Below are 18669 nucleotides of genomic sequence, written 5' to 3' on the forward strand. Positions count from 1 at the left end.
GAACGCCTGCCTCAGGCCAATTGCATCGAAGGCTACGAAGCGCTGCTGCCGTGGAACTGCAAACCCACAACGCCACTTTAAAACGCAAAACCCCACCAGCGGGAGGTGGGGTTTATGGAGCGCTTACACATCATTCGCCGGGCTCAGTCTTCAGGCTCTTTCCCCTCTGCCCAGGGGAAGGTGAATGGATGCTCACGGATGTTCTCAACAGCGGCGTGCCCGGCGCCCACACCGCAACCCGCCAGCGACTGACCAGCCTGCTGGATTTGCCAAAACTCTATCGAACCATTGACGCCAACCCCGCCATCGTCGGGGCTGGGGTGGTGCATATCAGCAGTGATTATCAGGTGACGGTACTGCGCGAGTTTGTGCCGTTGTGCAGTATCACGCCCAAGCGGGTGATTTTGCGGGAAGTAACCGGACCAATAATGACTGCCGATGAATATGCGCACTTGGCTGTGAACTCGTCTCGTGAATCACAGCTGTGGCAGGAGGCATCGGGGATGGCATTTTCCTGTGTAGGCGCTGTGATTGGAGTCGTTGTTGCAAAATTAGGTATTGCAGCAGCGCCCTTCAGTGCAGGAGCAAGCCTTGCACTAACCTCCATCGCGTATACAGGTACTGCTGCCAGCGGCGCACAGTGCTTGAATGGTGTATGGCGGACCCGCAACGAGTTGGATAACCCAGCCAAAAATGATCAATACGACAAGCTAAGTTGGTACCAGACAATGACCGTTGCCTTGGACGGTATTTCATTAGTAGGCGCAGGCACCACTATGTTTGCCAGCGTCAAGACAGTGACGACAATCAAGGGGGCAACCGGCCGCAACATGACGGATATTTTGCGGCGTATGAGCCGTCAAGAACGAGCAAAATTGACCGATGAAGTCCTACGACTGAAGAACCCTCGCCACCCCCGCGAGATAATCCGTCTGAAGCAGTTAGCCGGGCAATTACCCAAACGCTACAGCAATCCCCAGTTACGTCTGGACATACTCACCCAAATTACCGATCAGGTTGGAGCAGCCTTGGCAGTAACAGGTAGTGCGACATCTGGAAACATCAATCACATAGTCATAGGGCTATATGAGGAGTTCGACAACAATGACTTATAGCGTCGACCCGTTACGTGAACATCTAATCTGGCGCCGTTACGCCTATCGTTTTCTACCATCATTTGGCGGCGCCATGCTGCTTAGTCTATTCAGCATTGGAAGTAACACAGCGACAAGCCTTTCTTATTTCGCACAAATCTCACACCTCTCGGATGAAATTGCTTTCGCGGCCGGAATAACCCTGTACTTATTTTTTCACGTCGGGCAAGTAATGTTATCCGAGGGGATTCGTTACGCCCCTCGAATACTAATACCCACGGCGGTTTTAAATATATTGCTCGCGGCAGGTTATTTGAGCAGCCATCCAGCTACGCTATTTAATTTAATGACTCTGTTCACCTCTCTGCTTTATCTCCTGGTGCTCAACTCGAAAAACCACCGCCGCTACACCAGCATGCTAAGGGTCAAACGTCGGCGTAAAACCACGGCAAAAATGCCAACCGCTCTTTAGTCTTGCGCCGGGTTGACGATCACGGTGCACGTAATCCCCGCCGCCAATAACACCCCCGGCGGCACTTCATCAATATGAATGCGCACCGGCACCCGCTGGGCCAGGCGTACCCAGTTAAACGTCGGGTTCACGTCGGCGATCAGTTCGCGGCTCTCGGGGTTGTCGCGGTCGTAGATGCCGCGGGAGATGCTTTCCACATGGCCCTTGAGGGTCTCGCCGCTCATCAGTTGCATGTCGGCTTTATCACCGACTTTCACATGGGGCAGCTTGGTTTCTTCAAAGAAGCCGTAGACCCAGAACGAGTGCCTATCGACTACCGCCATCTTCGCCTCGCCAATACGCGCATAGTCACCGCGATGCACGTTGAGGTTGGTGACATAGCCGTCGACGGCGGACACGACTTGCGTGCGTTTCAAATTCAGCTCGGCCGCCTCCAGTTGCGCCAGGGCGTGTTGGTAGTCGGCCAGGGCCGAGTCGGCGATGTTGCTGGCGTCGTCGCGGTTCTCTTTGGAGATCACCAGGGCATCAAGGTCGGCGCGGCGGTGGGCGTTGACCTTGCGCATCTCCCAGGTGGCCTTGCGTGAGGCGACCACAGACTGCGCCTGCTTGACCGCAATGCGGTAGTGCTCGGGGTCGATCTGCATCAACAGGTCGCCCTTTTTCACCCGTTGGTTGTCACGCACCGGCACGTCCACCACTTCGCCGGTGACGTCGGCGGCCACGTTGATGATATCGGCGCGCACCCGGCCATCGCGGGTCCATGGGGTCTGCATGTAATGGACCCACAAGGTGCGGCCAATCCAGATCGCCAGGGCCAGAACCAGCAGGGTTGCGAGCAGGCTGAAAAACTTTTTCATCGGGGCATTCTCAACGGTAGACGGTCAGCGCCATGGCGCCGAAAAGACAGGTGAACAGGCTCAGGCGCAGCAGCGCCGGGTGCCAGAAAAAACGGTACAGGTCATAACCCGCCAGGCAGCGATCCAGGGCCCAGGCCAGTGCGGCGGCGATAAAAAACATCAGGGTCATGGTTGGCATGTAGATGCCGTGGAACGCGATTTCACGAGGCATGGGCGACTCCGGAAGGCTTGAAGGCAGCCAGGGGCGATTGCGGGTCCAGCAGGGAGGTGCGGATAAAGTGCAGGTAGCTTTTCACCCGGCGCAGGGCCGAGGTGTCGAAGTGCGGGGCGAAGGGTTCGTCGGTGGCCTGCACGCGGCTGATGGCGTGATCGACCGCCACCAGCGCGCGCTCCAGGTTGCTCTGGCTCGGCTGCAAGAACAGCCGCACCAGCGAGCGCCCCATCACCCGGATCGCCTGGCGCCAGGGCTGGGATTGGGCATAGGCCGGGTGCACCGGCAGGATCGCCTGTTCCTTGCGCAATTCGATGATCGCGTGGCCGACCTCCAGCACCACGAACATCCAGCGCAACAGGTTGCGTTGCACCTGCGGCTGGCCGGCCGCCAGGCCATAGGCCTGGTGCAGCAGGTCGCGGGTGCGGCTTTCAAACCCCGAGGCCAGGCCCTTGAGCTTGCCACTGATGGCATACACCACTTGCTCGCGCAGGTCGCGCTCCAGACGGCGCCATAGCCACGGGCTGTTGGGCGGCAGGATGATCGCTCCCGCTGCGGCACACACCAGCATGCCGATGATCATGGCGATGTAGTCGTTGATAAAGGTGTAGGGGTTGTAGATCGTCAGGTTATCCGGCACCGAACCGGTGCTGAAGAAAATCAACAGGCCCAGGCCGACCCCGGCGTATTGCGGGCGCGATGAGAGGAACGCGCCAAGCACGATCACCGGGGCGAGCATCACGCAGAGCAAGGGGAAACCGTCGATCCAGGGAAACACGAAGAACATTTCCACAAACCCCACCAGCGCGCCGATCAAAGTCCCGCAGGCCATCTGGAAGGCCATGCGCTTGGGGTTTGGCGTGGCGGCCGACAAGCCGACAGTGGCCGCCGCGATCAGGGTCATGGTCGCGCCGCTGGGCCAGGCCGTGGCCACCCAGTAACTGCCCAGTACCAGCAGAATGAATGAGGCGCGAATCCCCGACGCGGCGCAGGCCAGCCAGTTGGTTTTCGGCGTGTAGGACTCGTCCCAGTGCTCCCGTGCGTGACTGTGCTCGGCCAGGGAGGCGTGGGTCTGTGCGTAGTTGTGCAGGTCATCGACAAAGCGGTACAGCAGCTCATAAGCGGTGTGAAAATCCAACTGCTCGGCATCGCTGGGGCCGCTCTCCTGGAACAACGCCCGCAGGCTGCGGACCTTGGCGGGCAGGCTCTCCTTATAGGCCGCCAGTTGGCTCACCAGGCGCGCGGCATCGGGGCTGGTCAGGGCGCGCCCGCTGAAGCCATCGAGCAACTCGGCCAAGTCCTGCAGGCCGGGCTTGATCGCGGCCACCACGTGGTCGGCGGCATCGCTGCGCAGGCGTTCGAGCAACTGGTGCAGGGCGTTGAAGCGCGTGGTGATGCCCATGAACTCGCTGTTCAAGCGGCTGAGCCGGCCATTGCGCCGACGCATATGCGGGTCTTCAAAGACGGTGACGCTGCGCAGCCCCTCCAGGCCCACGGCTTCGGCGATAAAGCGCACGTTGCTGCTTTCAAACCCTTCACGCTGGCTACGACCACGCAGGCCATCGGTCACGAACAGGGCAAAGGTGCCGAAGCGCTGGTACAAGGCGTTGCGCATGGCCGCACTGCTGGTTTGCGGCAGGATCGCGGCGCTGACCAGGGTCGCACACAGAATCCCCAGGGAGATTTCCAGCACCCGCCACACCGCCGCCATAAACGCGCCGTCCGGGTGGGCCAGCGCCGGCAGACCGACCATCGCCGCCGTATAACCGGCCAGTACAAAACCATAGGCGCGAAAGTTACGGTTGCGCGTGGCGCCGGCCGTGCACACCCCCACCCAGATCGCCAGCGCGCCCAGGAACAGCTCGGTGTTTTGCGCAAACAGGGCGATCAGCAACACCATCACCGCCGACCCCGCCAAGGTGCCGAGGAAGCGGTAGAAACTCTTGGCGAACACCTGGCCGCTTTGCGGTTGCATCACGATAAACACGGTGATCATCGCGGTACGCGGTTGTGGCAATTCCAGGCGCATGGCCAGCCACAGGGTGAGAAAGGCGGCGATCAGTACTTTGAAGATATACACCCAGGTCACGCCATCACTGCGCGCCCAGTCGAAAAAGCCACGGCGCCATTCCAGGGAATGCAGCCAACGCAGCGGTGCAGGCAAGGGAGTCATGGGCAACCTGATCAGTGATCGAACACGGCCAAGGCCGCCGGGGTCTTGCTCGGGAGTGTCTTATCGGGTGCCGGCGCATCGTTGCCCGCGCCCAGGCCGCCGCCCAGGGCGGTGACCAGTTCGGCATGGGCGCTCAGGCGCGCAGCCTGGACCTGTTGCTCGACCTGTTGCTGGCGAAACAGCAGGGTTTGCGCATTAAGCACGTTGAGGTAATCGGTCAGGCCGCGCTGGTAGGCGATCATTGCGATGTCATAGGTTTTCTGCGCCGAGGCCACCGACTCGGCAGCGAAGGTCTGCTGCTTGGCCATGGATTCGCGGCGGATCAGTTGGTCGCTGATGCCTTTGAGCGCATTGACCAGGGTCTGGTTGTAGCGGGCCACGGCAATGTCGTAGCCGGCGCTGGCCTCGCCCAATTGCGCGCGCAGGCGGCCACCGTCGAAGATCGGCAGGGTGATCGCCGGGCCGACGCTGTAGTTGAGCTTCTTGCCGGTAAGAAACTCCAACATGCCGCCGCCGGTGGCGACGTAGCCGAGGCTGCCCACCAGGTCGACGTTGGGGTAGAAACCGGCGTGGGCCACGTCAATCCCCCGGGCCTGGGCCGCGATCTGCCAACGGCTGGCGACCACGTCCGGGCGCTGGCCAAGCAATTGCGCGGGCAGTGCCGAGGGCAATTTCAGCGGTGCGCCAAGGGCCAGGGTCGGCCGCTGCAAGCTTGCGCCCGCCCCCGGGCCCTTGCCGGCCAGGGCGGCCAGTTGGTTGCGGGTCAGGGCGATTGCTTCGTCGAGGGCGTCCAGTTGCCGATGGGTTTCGGGCAATGGGGTCTGGGCCTGGCTGACTTCAAAGTGCGTGCCGATGCCACCGTCCAGGCGTTTTTGCGCCAGGTCGAGGATCTGCTGTTGCTGGGCCAGGGTGGCGGCGACGATATCGCGCTGGGCGTAATGCAACGACAGCTGGATATAGGCGCGCACCACGTTGTTCTGCAGTTCCAGCTGGGCCTGGCGCGCCTGGGCGACACTCATATGCGCCAGGTCCACGGCGCGCTCGCTGGCATTGCGCTCGCGGCCCCACAGGTCGAGGGCGTAGCTCAGGCCCAGGGCGGCGTTGTTGTCCCAGGTGGTGGAATTGTCCAATTTACCAGGGCCGTAGAACTGATCGCTGGGCCAGTTGTGGCGCTTGAGGCTGGCGTCGCCGTTGATCTGCACGGCCTCGGCCGACTCGGCCAACCCGGCCATGGCCCGCGCTTCACGCACCCGGGCGGCGGCTTCGGCCATGCTTGGGCTGCCGTATACGGCGAGGTCGATCCAACGATTGAGCTGCGGGTCGCCATAGGCCTGCCACCACTGGGTGGTCGGCCAGTGGGCATCCCGGGTCGCGCTCTGGATGGCCTCGTCGGTGGCCAGGGTGTTGGCGGCGAGGCGCTTGCCTTGGGGGGCAATCCCTCCGGTTCCGATGCAGCCGCTGATTGCTAACGATAAAGCCCAAACACTGAGAGTCTTCAGCTCTCTGCTGATGCGACGCGGCACTGCTGCGAATTCCTGAGGTGGTGTGGCGGGGACGGTGCGGCAATTCTAGGGGGCGCGGGGAATGGCGATAAGGTGGGATTCCTGTGAATCTTTGTTACCGTTCAGGCGATAATCCATTGGTAGGGATCACTGGTAGTCGTAACTTTCTGTCACAATTTGTCATCTCCCTTGAGAGCACCCCATGGACACTTTGCAAAATATGCGCGCCTTCAGTTGTGTCGCCGAAGCCGGCAGCTTCACCGCCGCCGCGGGACAACTGGACACCACCACGGCCAACGTCTCGCGCGCGGTCTCCAATCTGGAGGCCCATCTGCAAACCCGCTTGCTCAACCGCACCACCCGCCGCATCGCCCTGACCGAGGCCGGCAAGCGCTATTTATTGCGCTGCGAGCAGATCCTCGCCTATGTCGAGGAGGCCGAGGCCGAAGCCAGCGACGCCCATGCGCGCCCCGCCGGGCAGCTCAAAGTGCACACCATGACCGGCATCGGCCAGCATTTCGTGATCGATGCGATTGCCCGCTACCGCCGCACCCACCCCGACGTGACCTTCGACCTGACCCTGGCCAACCGCGTACCCGACCTGCTGGACGAGGGCTACGACGTGTCCATCGTGCTCGCCAGCGAGTTGCCGGACTCGGGGTTTGTCTCCCAGCGCCTGGGGATCACCTACAGCATCGTCTGTGCCTCGCCGGCCTACGTTAAAGCCAACGGCTGCGCGCAGCGGCCCAGTGACCTGCTCAACCATGCCTGCCTGCGCCTGGTCAGCCCGGTGATCCAGCTGGACAAATGGGCCTTCAACGGCCCGGATGGCCAGGAAAGCGTGAGCATCAACAGCTCGCCGTTCCTGGTGAACTCCGCCGACGCGATGAAGACCGCGATCATCAGCGGCATGGGCGTCGGCCTGCTGCCGGTGTACGCGGCCATCGAAGGCCTGCGCAACGGCACCCTGGTGCGGATGATGCCGACGTACCGCTCCCAGGAGCTGAACCTGTATGCCATCTACCCATCGCGCCAGTACCTGGATGCGAAGATCAAGACTTGGGTGGAGTACCTGCGCGGCTCGCTGCCGGAGATCCTCGCGGCGCACCAGGCGGAGCTGGTGGCGTATGAGTTAAGTGGCAGTTTGGGTGCGGTGCGCCTTACAACCTGATTTGGAACACGGCCCCCAAATATAGAAAGTCCCCTGTGGGAGCGGGCTTGCCCGCTCCCACATTGGTGATGCGGTGTCCTGACAAGTGTGGGCAGGAATGTTAGCGTGCTTGGCATTCTTCCCCGTCGATGAGCCTCACTTGCGATGAAAAAGACTGTCCTCGCCTTCAGCCGTATCACCCCCGAAATGATCGAACGCCTGCAACAGGACTTCGAGGTCATCGTGCCCAACCCCAGGCAGGGCGATATCAACGCGCAGTTCAATGAAGCCCTGCCCCACGCCCACGGCCTGATCGGCGTTGGCCGCAAGCTCGGGCGCGCGCAGCTCGACGGTGCGGGCAAGCTTGAGGTCGTGTCCAGCGTCTCGGTAGGCTACGACAACTACGACGTGGACTACTTCAACGAACGCGGGATCATGCTCACCAACACCCCCGACGTGCTGACCGAAAGCACCGCCGACCTGGCCTTTGCCCTGCTGATGAGCAGCGCCCGCCGCGTGGCCGAGCTGGACGCCTGGACCAAGGCCGGGCAGTGGAAAGCCAGCGTCGGCGCGCCGTTGTTTGGTTGTGATGTGCACGGCAAGACCCTGGGTATCGTCGGCCTGGGCAATATCGGCGCGGCCATCGCCCGCCGTGGGCGCCTGGGCTTCAATATGCCGATTATCTACAGCGGCAACAGCCGCAAGACCGCACTGGAACAGGAGCTGGGCGCGCAGTTGCGCAGCCTGGACCAACTGCTGGCCGAGGCGGATTTTGTGTGCCTGGTGGTGCCCTTGAGCGAAAAGACCAGGCACCTGATCAGCCATCGTGAGCTAGGCTTGATGAAATCCAGCGCGATCCTGGTGAATATTTCCCGGGGCCCGGTGGTGGACGAGCCGGCACTGATCGAGGCCCTGCAAACCCAGCGTATTCGCGGTGCCGGGCTGGATGTGTATGAGCGCGAGCCCCTGGCCGAGTCGCCGCTGTTCCAACTGAGCAATGCGGTGACCTTGCCCCATATCGGCTCGGCCACCCATGAAACCCGTGAAGCCATGGCCAACCGCGCCCTGGACAACCTGCGCAGCGCCCTGTTGGGCCAGCGCCCGCAGGATCTGGTGAACCCGCAGGTGTGGAAGGGTTGACCTGTTAGTGTGTGTGGCTTGCCAGCCCCTACAGTTTTTGGCGTGAACGTCGATAACCCGCTATAGATTGTTATCCCTGATCCACAGAAGGTTTTTATGTCCACCACCAAAGCCCGCGCAGATTCACTCTCGCTTCTGCTCTTTACCTTGCGCAGCGGCAAGCTGATGGCCATCAACCTGCTGAAAGTCAGCGAAATCATTCCCTGCCCGCCACTGACCAAGCTGCCGGAGTCCCACCCGCACGTCAAAGGCATCGCCACCCTGCGCGGCACGGCCTTGTCGGTGATCGACCTCAGCCGGGCGCTGGGCGAGATGCCCCTGCAAGACCCCGACGGCGGCTGCCTGATCGTCACCGATGTCAGCCGCTCCAAACAGGGCCTGCATGTGCAGGCGGTGAGCCGGATCGTGCATTGCCTGACCACCGATATCCGCCCGCCGCCCTTTGGCTCCGGCGGCAATCGCTCGTTTATCACCGGCGTGACCCAGGTGGACGGGGTGCTGGTGCAGGTGCTGGACATCGAAAAAGTCATCCACGCCATCGCCCCCGCGCAGATCGAAGTGGCACCGACCGACTTGACCATGGCAGAAGCCGAAGTGCTCGGCCATGCGCGCATCCTGGTGGTGGACGACAGCCAGGTGGCCCTGCAGCAATCGGTACACACCCTGCGCAACCTTGGCCTGACCTGCCACACCGCACGCAGCGCCAAGGAAGCCATCGATGTGCTGCTGGAGCTGCAAGGCACCGCCGGGCAGATCAATGTGGTGGTGTCTGACATCGAAATGTCGGAAATGGACGGTTACGCTCTCACCCGTACCCTGCGCGAAACCCCGGATTTCCAGGACCTCTACGTGCTGTTGCACACCTCCCTGGACAGCGCGATGAACAGCGAAAAAGCCCGCCTGGCCGGTGCCAACTCGGTCTTGACCAAGTTCTCGTCGCCCGAGCTGACCAAATGCCTGGTGATCGCGGCCCAGACCGTGGCGCAACAAGGCCGGTAATAAATAGTGACCGCGTATTACCAACTGCTACGCCGCGACCTCACCCGCAGCCTGCCCGCGCCGCAGTGGCCGGCTGACACCCGCCTGGACCATTACCGCGACGAACTGGCCCCGGCGATTCATGCCGTGTTGCGCATGACCCAGGAACAGGGCGGTGGCCGGGTAGCCAACCTGGACACCTGGCGACAACAGTTCATCAGCGATGCCGAATTCGACCCCAGGCTGTGCCTGGTGGCCAGTAACGGCGATGGTATTCTCGGCGTGGCCCAGTGCTGGACCAGCGCCTTTATCAAGCACCTCAGTGTCCACCCCTGCGCCCAGGGCCAGGGGCTGGGGCGCGCCTTGTTGCTGCACAGCTTCCAGGTGTTCAAGCAGCGCGGCGAGCCCTATGTGGACCTCAAGGTGCTGGAGGGCAACCTGCGCGCACGCCAGCTGTATGAGAGTGCCGGCATGGTGTTTGTGCTACGCGACGCGGTCAGCGAAGACTGAGCGGTGCTGGCGCATAATTTGCTTCCAGAGTTCCTGAACGGCAGATAGAGGTCAAAACCCGTCACCGTTCAAGAGAGCCCTCTGACCTGGCCTGGTAGCAGATCCTCCATGAATACTCAGTTTTCCTGCGTTGGTTGCGGCAAATGCTGCACCGACCATCATGTCCCCCTGACCCTCGACGAGGCCCGCCAGTGGGCGGCGGACGGCGGTAATGTCATCGTGCTGGTGGAGGGGTTCCTGGGCAACGGCCTGGGCCTGCCACTGCAACAACGCGAGCATGCCGAACGACGTTCGGTGGTGGTACCCAGCGGCACGACCCAGGCATTTGTGGCAATCACCTTTGCCGCCTACAACGCCGGGCCCTGCCGGAATCTTGACGAAGACAACCGCTGCGGCATCTACGAGCGGCGGCCGCTGGTCTGTCGCATCTACCCGATGGAGATCAACCCGCATATCCCGCTGAACCCGGCCGCCAAGGACTGCCCGCCGCAATCCTGGGAACAGGGCCCGGCGCTGATCGTCGGCGGCGAGCTGGTGGACCGGGAACTGGCCGAGTTGATCCGCCGCTCGCGCCAGGCCGACCGTGACGATGTGCAGACCAAAGAGGCGGTGTGCGCCCTGCTGGGGATTCGCACCACGGCGCTCAAGGGCGATGGCTTTACCGCGTACCTGCCGGACATGGGCGCCTTTGCCCGGGCCATTGCGCTGGCGGTGGAGCAACCGGCCGTGGCCAATGAGTGGGTGTTTCATGTGTCCGGGATGGATATCGCCGAACAGTTGCTCGAGGCCGGGGCGCAGATAGCCACCGAGGTGCCGGCCAACTATGCGTTTATCTCCCTGCGCGCCGCCTAACGGCGCTTGCCCCAGAACTCTTCCGCCAGCCGCCGCAGGTCTTCTGCCAGTGCCGCCACGTCGCCCGAACTGAGCTGGCTCTGCTGGCCGGCGCTGACGGTGGCCTCGCCGGCATCGCGAATGCCGACGATATTGCGATTGATGTCCTCGCTCACCGCGCTCTGCTCCTCCACCGCCGTGGCGATCTGCACACTCATGGCGGTGATCTGGTTGACCCGCTGGCTGATGCCATCCAGGGCCGACGCGGCGCGCTGGGCATGCTCAACACTGGCTTCGACATGCTGGCTGCTTTGCTCCATGACCATCACCGCATCGCGGGCGCCGCCCTGCAGGGTGCTGATCATGCGCTGGATTTCATTGGTCGATTGCTGGGTACGTTGCGCCAGGCCGCGCACTTCGTCAGCCACCACCGCAAAACCACGCCCCTGCTCGCCCGCCCGCGCCGCCTCGATGGCCGCGTTGAGGGCCAGCAGGTTAGTCTGCTCGGCAATCGCCCGGATCACCTCCAGCACGCTGGAAATATCCCCGCTGTGGCTTTCCAATTGATGGATCACGCTGGTGGCCCTGGCCAGTTCCTGGGACAGGCGCAGCACCGCATCACGGCTTTCGTCCACCCGTTGATGGCCTTCGCGGGTCTCGCTGCCGGCCTGGTCCGCCGCCTTCGAGGCTTGTTGGGCATGGCTGGCGACTTGCGCCACGCTGGCCGCCATCTCCTGGATGGCGGTGGCCACTTGGTCGGTCTGACTCTGCTGGCCCAGGGTGCTGGCGTGGCTGCTGTCCAGTTGCTGGACCAGGGCCGCCGCGTGCCCGGATAAACGCTGCGACGCATCGCCAATCCGGCCGACCACCGCGCCCACCTGGGCTTCGAGCATCTGCATGGCGAATTCGATTTGCCCCAGTTCATCCGCACGCCCGGTATAGATCGCCTGGCTGACGGGGTTGTCGGCAATCTGCCGCGCCCGCTCGCTCAATTGCCTCAGGGGGCGCAACAGCAGATTGATGCCCAATACGCCCGCCGCACCCACCGCCGCCAGGCCCAGCACTTGCAACGCCCACGAATAACTGGCCAACCCGGCCCCCACGCCCCAGGTCAGGGCGCCTGTGGCGCCGGTGACCAGCGACAGCTTCAAGGGCATCTCCAGCACTGGCCGCACGCGCCGAGTCCCCGCGCGCAGGCGGGCATAAGCGCGCTCTGCCGCCAACACCCGCCGTGCATCGGGCTTGGTGCGCACCGACTGGTATTCCACCGCCACGCCATCACGGGTAACCGGCGAGGCATAGGCGCTGACCCAATAGTGATCGCCGTTTTTGCAGCGGTTCTTCACCATGCCCATCCACGAGTGGCCGCTTTTGAGGGTCTGCCACATATGGGCAAAGGCCGCCGACGGCATGTCTGGATGGCGTAGCAGATTATGTGGCGCGCCCAGCAGTTCCTCGCGGCTGTAGCCGCTGACGTCGATAAAATCCTGGTTGGCGTAGGTAATCGAACTGCCTAAATCAGTGGTCGAGAGGATGTTGGCGTCTTGGGCAATGTCCACACTTCGACCCGTGACCGGGAGATTGATCTTCATGAAAAGCGCGCTCGGGGTTGTTGAGGGAGTCGGCAGGGGCACCGACTCTAAGCGCACCGGTTGAGCAAATACTGATCCAGCTCATGTTCCACGCATTTAGTTGCCCACGCCCCGCCGCATCGCAGGCCCAAGGGGCTCCTCGGTCAGGGCCACGCACTCCATCGCCACCCGCGCCCCGTGTGGCAGCCTACGGATGGCCAGTACGCTGCGGGCCGGCAACCGGCTACGGGCGAAGTAGCCCAGGTACACCTGGTTGACCAGGGCCAGGTCATCCAGGTCGACCAGCATCAAGGTGCACTTGACCACCCGGTCCAGCGACGACTGATGGCGTTCCAACAGGTCGTGCAGGGTGGTCATCACCTGTGTCATCTGCGCGCCCGTGCCCCCTTTCACCAGGTTGCGGTTCACGTCCACGCCCAAAATAGTCGAGATATACAGCATGCTCCCCACCCGCACGGCCTCGGAAAAGGGCAGCTCCAGCTCACTGGGATAAAATTGCGGCCCGTGCGTGTCTTGCACAGTGGCGGCCTCGGGTTCTTCCTGCTGATAGCTCTGGAGAATGCGCTGGTGCTCGCCACTCTGCTTGAGCTGCTCCAGTGCCCGGTTAAGGTCACGGCGCAACTCGGGGTCGGACTTGCGCACGCCAATGGCCACGGCGGTGCCCAGTTGTTGGCCGGTGACCGGCGGGCCGACGAAATCGAAAGATTGCCCCTGCTCGGTGTCGAGCAGTTCCTGGCGGATTTCTGCGGTGCCTTGCAGCGTTGCATCGATATCACCGGCCACCAGGCTGCGGATCAACTGGTCGTTGAGCCAGAAACTCTTGATGATCACACCGGCCGGCGCCCATTGCGCCAGGGCGAAGGCTTCGCGATTGCTGCCGGTCAACACCCCCACGCGCTTGCCCTTGAGGGCACGTACCGTGGGCATCAGCCCGGAATACCGGCGTGCCACCAAGTGAGTGGTCAGGGGGTACAGATCATCGCTGAAGTCGATCAACTGCCGGCGTTGTGGGGTAGACGCCATACCCATGATTGCATCGAAACGCCGGCTTTCAAGGGCGCCGATGCTATGGGTGAACACTTGATCGACCCAGGTGCAGCGAACATCGAGTTGCGCACACAAGGCATTGCCCAGCTCGATGTTCAAGCCAACCAATTGCCCTTGGGCATTGCGGCTTTCATAGGGCGGAAACAACGGGGAGATCGCAAAGCGGATCTCGCTGCGCGGCGCAGCACCTGCCGCCGCCCCTACCAGAAGGCTGCCCGACAGCAGCGACCCAATGGATAAAACGAAGATCTTTGCCCAAGCCATGAAGACATCCCTTTCTTGAAAGACCCACTCCTTCACCCCATGCGGCTGCCAACCAGGCGCGGCGCAGGGGGTATCGAGCAGCTTTCAAGAAAAGGTCATGGGCCGACAAGGCGAAAAGTCAGCAATGGCTGTAGGCACAACTGCCGTCAGCGTTTACCCATCGAACGGCGGGTGCCGGGCGGCGCCATGCCGGGGGTCTTGGTGTGGCCGTTCTTGGCGCCGTTTTTGTACCACGGCTGATTGCTGTCCTTTGCCCCGGCCAATTCACCCGGCTTGAAGGGGAACTTGAAGGCCGGGATCGCCGGCTTGGCTTCACTGTCGAGGCAGTCTGGATCAGCGAGTTCGGCGCTTTCAACAGGCGGTTGGGTCGGGCAATTCATGGAAGCTCCGGGGCGTGCAAAAAATGACGCGGGCCCGACTTGCGGGCCACACTGGCGCGCAGTATACCTGCGCGCCCTGGTTCTTTAACCACTGCCGGTACGAATGGTCGACCTTTGCTGACCGCGCTGTCAGTTAACGGTCACTTTGCTGACCGGGTTTGCAGGCTATAAAGAGCCTCCACTCTTCCCATTCCCTGTCTGGACGCCGCAAGCCCATGCCCATGCATCGCAAAACCACCTGGATTGTGCTCGCCGTCGTGACCCTGGCGGTCGTGGCCTGGGTAGCGACCCGACCGGCCAAGACCAAGCTGGCGGCCTCCAGCGCAGTCCCGGTGCGGGTGGTCAGTGTCGCGCAGCAGGATATCCCGCGGTTTGTCAGCGGCATCGGCTCGGTGCTGTCGCTGCACAGTGTGGTCATTCGCCCACAGGTCGACGGCATCCTCACCAAACTGCTGGTCAAGGAAGGACAATTGGTAAAAGCCGGCGACCTGCTGGCGAGCATCGATGACCGGGCGATCCGCGCCAGCCTCGACCAGGCCAAGGCTCAGTTGGGCGAAAGCCAGGCGCAGTTGCAGGTGGCGCAGGTCAATCTCAAGCGCTACAAGGAACTGAGCATCGACGACGGCGTGTCGAAGCAGACTTACGACCAGCAGCAAGCCCTGGTCAACCAGCTCAAGGCCACGGCCCTGGGCAACCAGGCGGCGATTGATGCGGCCCAGGTACAGCTTTCCTACACACAGATTCGCTCCCCCGTCAGCGGCCGGGTGGGGATTCGTAATGTGGATGAGGGCAACTTCCTGCGCACCACGGATGCCCAGGGCCTGTTCTCGGTGACGCAGATCGATCCCATCGCCGTGGAATTCTCCCTGCCGCAACAGATGCTGCCGACCCTGCAGGGCCTGATCGCCGCGCCACACCCGGCCAGTGTCGATGCGTTTCTCGGCGCCGACACCGATAGCCCGGCGGCGCTCTTGCTCGGCGAAGGCCGCCTGAGCCTGATCGATAACCAGATCAGCGCCAGCACCGGCACCATCCGCGCCAAGGCGGTGTTCAGCAATGCCGCGCAAACGCTGTGGCCGGGGCAACTGGTCACGGTGAAGATCCAGACCGCCCTCGACAAGGCCGCCTTGGTGGTGCCACCCACCGTGGTCCAGCGCGGTATGGACTCGCACTTCGTGTACCGCCTCAGTGGCGACAAGGTGGACGTGGTGCCCGTGCACGTGGCTTACCAGAACAGCGACCTGACGATTGTCACCGGCGTGCAGCCCGGTGATGTGCTGGTCAGCGACGGCCAGTCACGCCTCAAGGCCGGCGCCCGGGTGGAGGTGCTCAAGGAGCCGCCCCGGATCCAGACGGCCCAAGCGCAGGCCCAGCCATGAAGGGCGGCTCGGTATCGGCCTGGTGCGTCGACCACCCGGTCGCCACCCTGCTGCTGACTTTTGCCCTGGTGCTGCTAGGGTTGATCGCCTTCCCGCGCCTGCCCGTCGCGCCCTTGCCGGAGGCCGAGTTCCCGACGATCCAGGTCACCGCCCAACTGCCCGGCGCCAGCCCCGACACCATGGCGTCCTCGGTGGCCACGCCCCTGGAAGTGCAATTCAGCGCCATCCCCGGCATGACCCAGATGACGTCCAGCAGTGCCTTGGGCTCCACCCTGCTGACCCTGCAATTTACCCTCGAAAAAAGCATCGACACCGCCGCCCAGGAAGTACAGGCGGCGATCAACACGGCCGCCGGCAAGTTGCCCAGCGATATGCCCAACCTGCCGACCTGGCGCAAGGTCAACCCGGCGGACAGCCCGGTGCTGATCCTCAGTCTCAGCTCCAACAATATGCCCGGCACCGAACTGAGCGACTACGTGGAAACCCTGCTGGCCCGGCAGATCAGCCAGATCGACGGCGTCGGCCAGATCAGCATCACCGGCCAGCAGCGCCCGGCGATTCGCGTGCAGGCCTCGCCGGACAAACTCGCCGCCATCGGCCTGACCCTGGCCGATATCCGCCTGGTGTTGCAGCAATCGAGCCTGAACCTGGCCAAGGGCGCGCTGTATGGGCGCGACAGCGTGTCGACGCTGTCGACCAACGACCAACTGTTCCACCCCGAGCAATACGGTGAGTTGATCGTCTCCTACAAGGACGGCGCGCCGGTGCAACTGCGCGATGTGGCGCGAGTGGTCAATGGCTCGGAGAACGCCTACGTGCAGGCCTGGTCCGGTGATAGGCCGGGGGTCAACCTGGTGATCTTCCGCCAGCCGGGGGCCAATATCGTCGACACCGTGGACCGCATCCTGGCCGAACTGCCGCGCTTGCAGGCGATGCTGCCGGCGTCGGTGGAGGTCAGCCCGCTGTCGGACCGCACCAAGACCATTCGCGCCTCGCTGCATGAAGTGGAAATCACCCTGTTGATCGCCGTGCTACTGGTGGTGGCGGTGATGGCGCTGTTCCTGCGCCAGTGGTCGGCAACCCTGATTGTCTCCAGTGTGCTGGGGGTGTCGCTGGTGGCCACTTTTGCCTTGATGTACGTGATGGGTTTCAGCTTGAACAACCTGACCCTGGTGGCCATCGTGATCGCCGTGGGGTTTGTGGTGGACGATGCGATTGTGGTGGTGGAGAACATCCATCGTCACCTTGAGGCGGGCCTGGACAAGCGCGAAGCGGCGATCAAGGGCGCCGGCGAGATTGGGTTTACCGTGGTCTCCATCAGCTTCTCGCTGGTGGCCGCGTTTATCCCGCTGCTGTTTATGGGCGGCGTGGTCGGGCGCCTGTTCAAGGAATTTGCCCTGACCGCGACCTCGACCATCCTGATTTCGGTGGTGGTGTCCCTGACCCTGGCGCCGATGCTGGCCGGGCAGTTTATGCGCGCCCCCACCCACCGTCCCCATGACAAGCCGGGCTTTGGCGAACGCCTGCTGGCCGGTTACGCGAGGAACCTGCGCCGGGCCCTGGCCCATCCGCGCACGATGCTTGCTCTCTTCACCGTGACCCTGGGCCTGGCCGTGGCCGGCTACGTGTTTATCCCCAAGGGGTTTTTCCCGGTGCAGGACACCGGTTTTATCCTCGGCACCAGCGAGGCGGCGGCCGATGTGTCCTACCCGGACATGGTGGCCAAGCACCAGGCCCTGGCCGAGATCATCAAGGCCGACCCTGCGGTGGAAAACTTCTCCCACGCCGTGGGCGTGACCGGCAGCAACCAGACCATTGCCAACGGCCGCGTCTGGATTGCCTTGAAGGATCGGGGCGATCGCGATGTGTCCGCCAGCCAGTTTATCGACCGGATCCGCGCCAAACTGGCCCAAGTGCCGGGGATCGTGCTGTACCTGCGCGCCGGCCAGGACATCAACCTCAGCTCCGGGCCCAGCCGCAGCCAGTACCAATACGTGCTCAAGAGCAACGACGGCGCGACCCTGAACACCTGGACCCAACGCCTCACCGAAAAACTGCACGCCAACCCGGCCTTCCGCGATCTGTCCAATGACCTGCAACTGGGCGGCAGCATTACCCACATCAGTATCGACCGCCAGGCCGCCGCGCGTTTTGGCCTGACCGCCACCGATGTCGACCAGGCGCTGTACGATGCGTTCGGCCAACGCCAGGTCAATGAATTCCAGACCGAGACCAACCAATACCAGGTGGTGCTGGAACTGGACAGCCAGCAACGGGGCAAGGCCGAGAGCCTGAACTACTTCTACCTGCGCTCACCCCTGAGCGGCGAGATGGTGCCGTTGTCGGCGCTGGCCAAGGTCGATCCGCCAACCGTCGGGCCGTTGTCGATCAGCCATGACGGCATGTTCCCGGCGGCCAACCTGTCGTTCAACCTGGCGCCGGGCGTGGCCCTGGGGGACGCGGTGATCATGCTCGACCAGGCCAAGAACGAGATCGGCATGCCGAGCACCCTTATCGGCAACTTCCAGGGTGCGGCCCAGGCGTTCCAGAGCTCATTGGCCAGCCAGCCGTGGCTGATCCTCGCGGCGCTGGTGGCGGTCTATATCATCCTCGGCGTGCTGTATGAGAGTTTCGTGCACCCGCTGACCATCATCTCGACCCTGCCCTCCGCCGGCCTGGGTGCGTTGATCATGCTGTGGCTGCTGGGCCAGGACTTTTCCATCATGGCCTTGATCGGCCTGGTGTTGTTGATCGGCATCGTCAAGAAAAACGGCATCCTGATGATCGACTTTGCCCTGGAGGCCCAGCGCGTGCGCGGGCTGGCGCCTAGCGATGCGATTTACGAAGCCTGTATCACGCGTTTTCGGCCGATCATCATGACCACCCTCGCCGCGCTGCTGGGCGCGGTGCCGCTGATGCTCGGCGCAGGCCCCGGCGCGGAGCTGCGCCAGCCCCTGGGGATCGCGGTGGTCGGCGGGTTGCTGGTGAGCCAGGCACTGACGCTGTTCACCACGCCGGTCATATACTTGTACCTTGAGAAACTTTTCCACAGACCCACACCGGCCCTTGGGCTTACGACCACACAGTGA

The 18669-nt window shown here is 63.0% G+C and carries 16 protein-coding genes and 1 pseudogene; 9 read left to right on the forward strand and 8 right to left on the reverse strand.

Features of this window, described 5'->3' with window-relative positions:
* Nucleotides 1-1115 (forward strand): Ssp4 family T6SS effector (gene ssp4, locus BLL38_RS16260; RefSeq protein WP_341274194.1); only part of this gene is annotated, 1115 nt, incomplete at its 5' end.
* Complete coding sequence (locus BLL38_RS16265) at nt 1105-1566, forward strand: hypothetical protein (RefSeq protein WP_242627615.1); 462 nt, start codon at nt 1105-1107, stop codon at nt 1564-1566. The genes ssp4 and BLL38_RS16265, both read left to right, overlap by 11 nt.
* Here the strand turns inward: BLL38_RS16265 and BLL38_RS16270 are convergent.
* Genes BLL38_RS16270 through BLL38_RS16285 form a run of 4 tightly spaced genes read right to left on the reverse strand, consistent with a single transcriptional unit; the run spans nt 1563 to nt 6330 of the window.
* The gene (locus BLL38_RS16270; RefSeq protein WP_076963480.1) at nt 1563-2423 is read right to left on the reverse strand and encodes an efflux RND transporter periplasmic adaptor subunit; all 861 of its coding nucleotides are present in this window, start codon (nt 2421-2423) and stop codon (nt 1563-1565) included. The two genes, BLL38_RS16265 and BLL38_RS16270, sit on opposite strands and share 4 nt — an antisense overlap.
* Nucleotides 2424-2433: 10 nt before the next feature.
* Complete coding sequence (locus BLL38_RS16275) at nt 2434-2634, reverse strand: DUF1656 domain-containing protein (RefSeq protein WP_076963481.1); 201 nt, start codon at nt 2632-2634, stop codon at nt 2434-2436.
* Nucleotides 2624-4807, reverse strand: coding sequence for an FUSC family protein (locus BLL38_RS16280; protein ID WP_076963482.1), 2184 nt, complete (start codon nt 4805-4807; stop codon nt 2624-2626). Before BLL38_RS16280 ends, BLL38_RS16275 begins: the two co-directional genes overlap by 11 nt.
* A gap of 11 nt (nt 4808-4818) precedes the next feature.
* Nucleotides 4819-6330: an efflux transporter outer membrane subunit gene (locus BLL38_RS16285; protein WP_076963483.1), complete on the reverse strand. Its 1512-nt coding sequence runs from the start codon at nt 6328-6330 to the stop codon at nt 4819-4821.
* Between the two features lie 181 nt (nt 6331-6511).
* On the opposite strand from BLL38_RS16285, the gene BLL38_RS16290 reads away from it, so the two are divergent.
* The 5 genes from BLL38_RS16290 (at nt 6512) to BLL38_RS16310 (ending at nt 10939) form a co-directional block, all read left to right on the forward strand.
* Nucleotides 6512-7480, forward strand: coding sequence for a LysR family transcriptional regulator (locus BLL38_RS16290; RefSeq protein ID WP_076963484.1), 969 nt, complete (start codon nt 6512-6514; stop codon nt 7478-7480).
* Nucleotides 7481-7624: 144 nt separating this feature from the next.
* Complete coding sequence (locus tag BLL38_RS16295) at nt 7625-8599, forward strand: 2-hydroxyacid dehydrogenase (protein ID WP_076963485.1); 975 nt, start codon at nt 7625-7627, stop codon at nt 8597-8599.
* A 96-nt stretch (nt 8600-8695) separates the two neighbouring features.
* Nucleotides 8696-9598, forward strand: coding sequence for a chemotaxis protein CheV (locus BLL38_RS16300; protein ID WP_076963486.1), 903 nt, complete (start codon nt 8696-8698; stop codon nt 9596-9598).
* Between the two features lie 6 nt (nt 9599-9604).
* Nucleotides 9605-10087, forward strand: coding sequence for a GNAT family N-acetyltransferase (locus tag BLL38_RS16305; protein WP_076963487.1), 483 nt, complete (start codon nt 9605-9607; stop codon nt 10085-10087).
* A gap of 108 nt (nt 10088-10195) precedes the next feature.
* Nucleotides 10196-10939: a YkgJ family cysteine cluster protein gene (locus BLL38_RS16310; RefSeq protein ID WP_076963488.1), complete on the forward strand. Its 744-nt coding sequence runs from the start codon at nt 10196-10198 to the stop codon at nt 10937-10939.
* On the opposite strand, the gene BLL38_RS16315 is transcribed toward BLL38_RS16310, so the two are convergent.
* The 4 genes and pseudogenes from BLL38_RS16315 to BLL38_RS16325 form a co-directional block, all read right to left on the reverse strand.
* On the reverse strand, nt 10936-12075 hold the full coding sequence (locus BLL38_RS16315) for a methyl-accepting chemotaxis protein (protein WP_415640228.1): 1140 nt from the start codon (nt 12073-12075) through the stop codon (nt 10936-10938). The genes BLL38_RS16310 and BLL38_RS16315 overlap by 4 nt on opposite strands.
* Nucleotides 12076-12228: 153 nt before the next feature.
* A pseudogene (locus tag BLL38_RS31930) lies at nt 12229-12510 on the reverse strand (PAS domain-containing protein); the annotation flags it as partial.
* 96 nt (nt 12511-12606) lie between these two features.
* Nucleotides 12607-13821 (reverse strand): transporter substrate-binding domain-containing protein, encoded by a 1215-nt coding sequence (locus tag BLL38_RS16320; RefSeq protein ID WP_076963490.1) that lies wholly within the window; start codon nt 13819-13821, stop codon nt 12607-12609.
* A 146-nt stretch (nt 13822-13967) separates the two neighbouring features.
* Nucleotides 13968-14201: a hypothetical protein gene (locus BLL38_RS16325; protein WP_076963491.1), complete on the reverse strand. Its 234-nt coding sequence runs from the start codon at nt 14199-14201 to the stop codon at nt 13968-13970.
* Between the two features lie 215 nt (nt 14202-14416).
* Between BLL38_RS16325 and BLL38_RS16330 the strand changes: the two genes are divergently transcribed.
* Together BLL38_RS16330 and BLL38_RS16335 are read left to right on the forward strand one after the other, a co-directional pair.
* Complete coding sequence (locus BLL38_RS16330) at nt 14417-15580, forward strand: efflux RND transporter periplasmic adaptor subunit (protein WP_076963492.1); 1164 nt, start codon at nt 14417-14419, stop codon at nt 15578-15580.
* The gene (locus BLL38_RS16335; RefSeq protein WP_076963493.1) at nt 15577-18669 is read left to right on the forward strand and encodes a multidrug efflux RND transporter permease subunit; all 3093 of its coding nucleotides are present in this window, start codon (nt 15577-15579) and stop codon (nt 18667-18669) included. Before BLL38_RS16330 ends, BLL38_RS16335 begins: the two co-directional genes overlap by 4 nt.

The organism is Pseudomonas gessardii (genome assembly GCF_001983165.1).
In the GTDB taxonomy this organism is placed as follows: domain Bacteria; phylum Pseudomonadota; class Gammaproteobacteria; order Pseudomonadales; family Pseudomonadaceae; genus Aquipseudomonas; species Aquipseudomonas gessardii.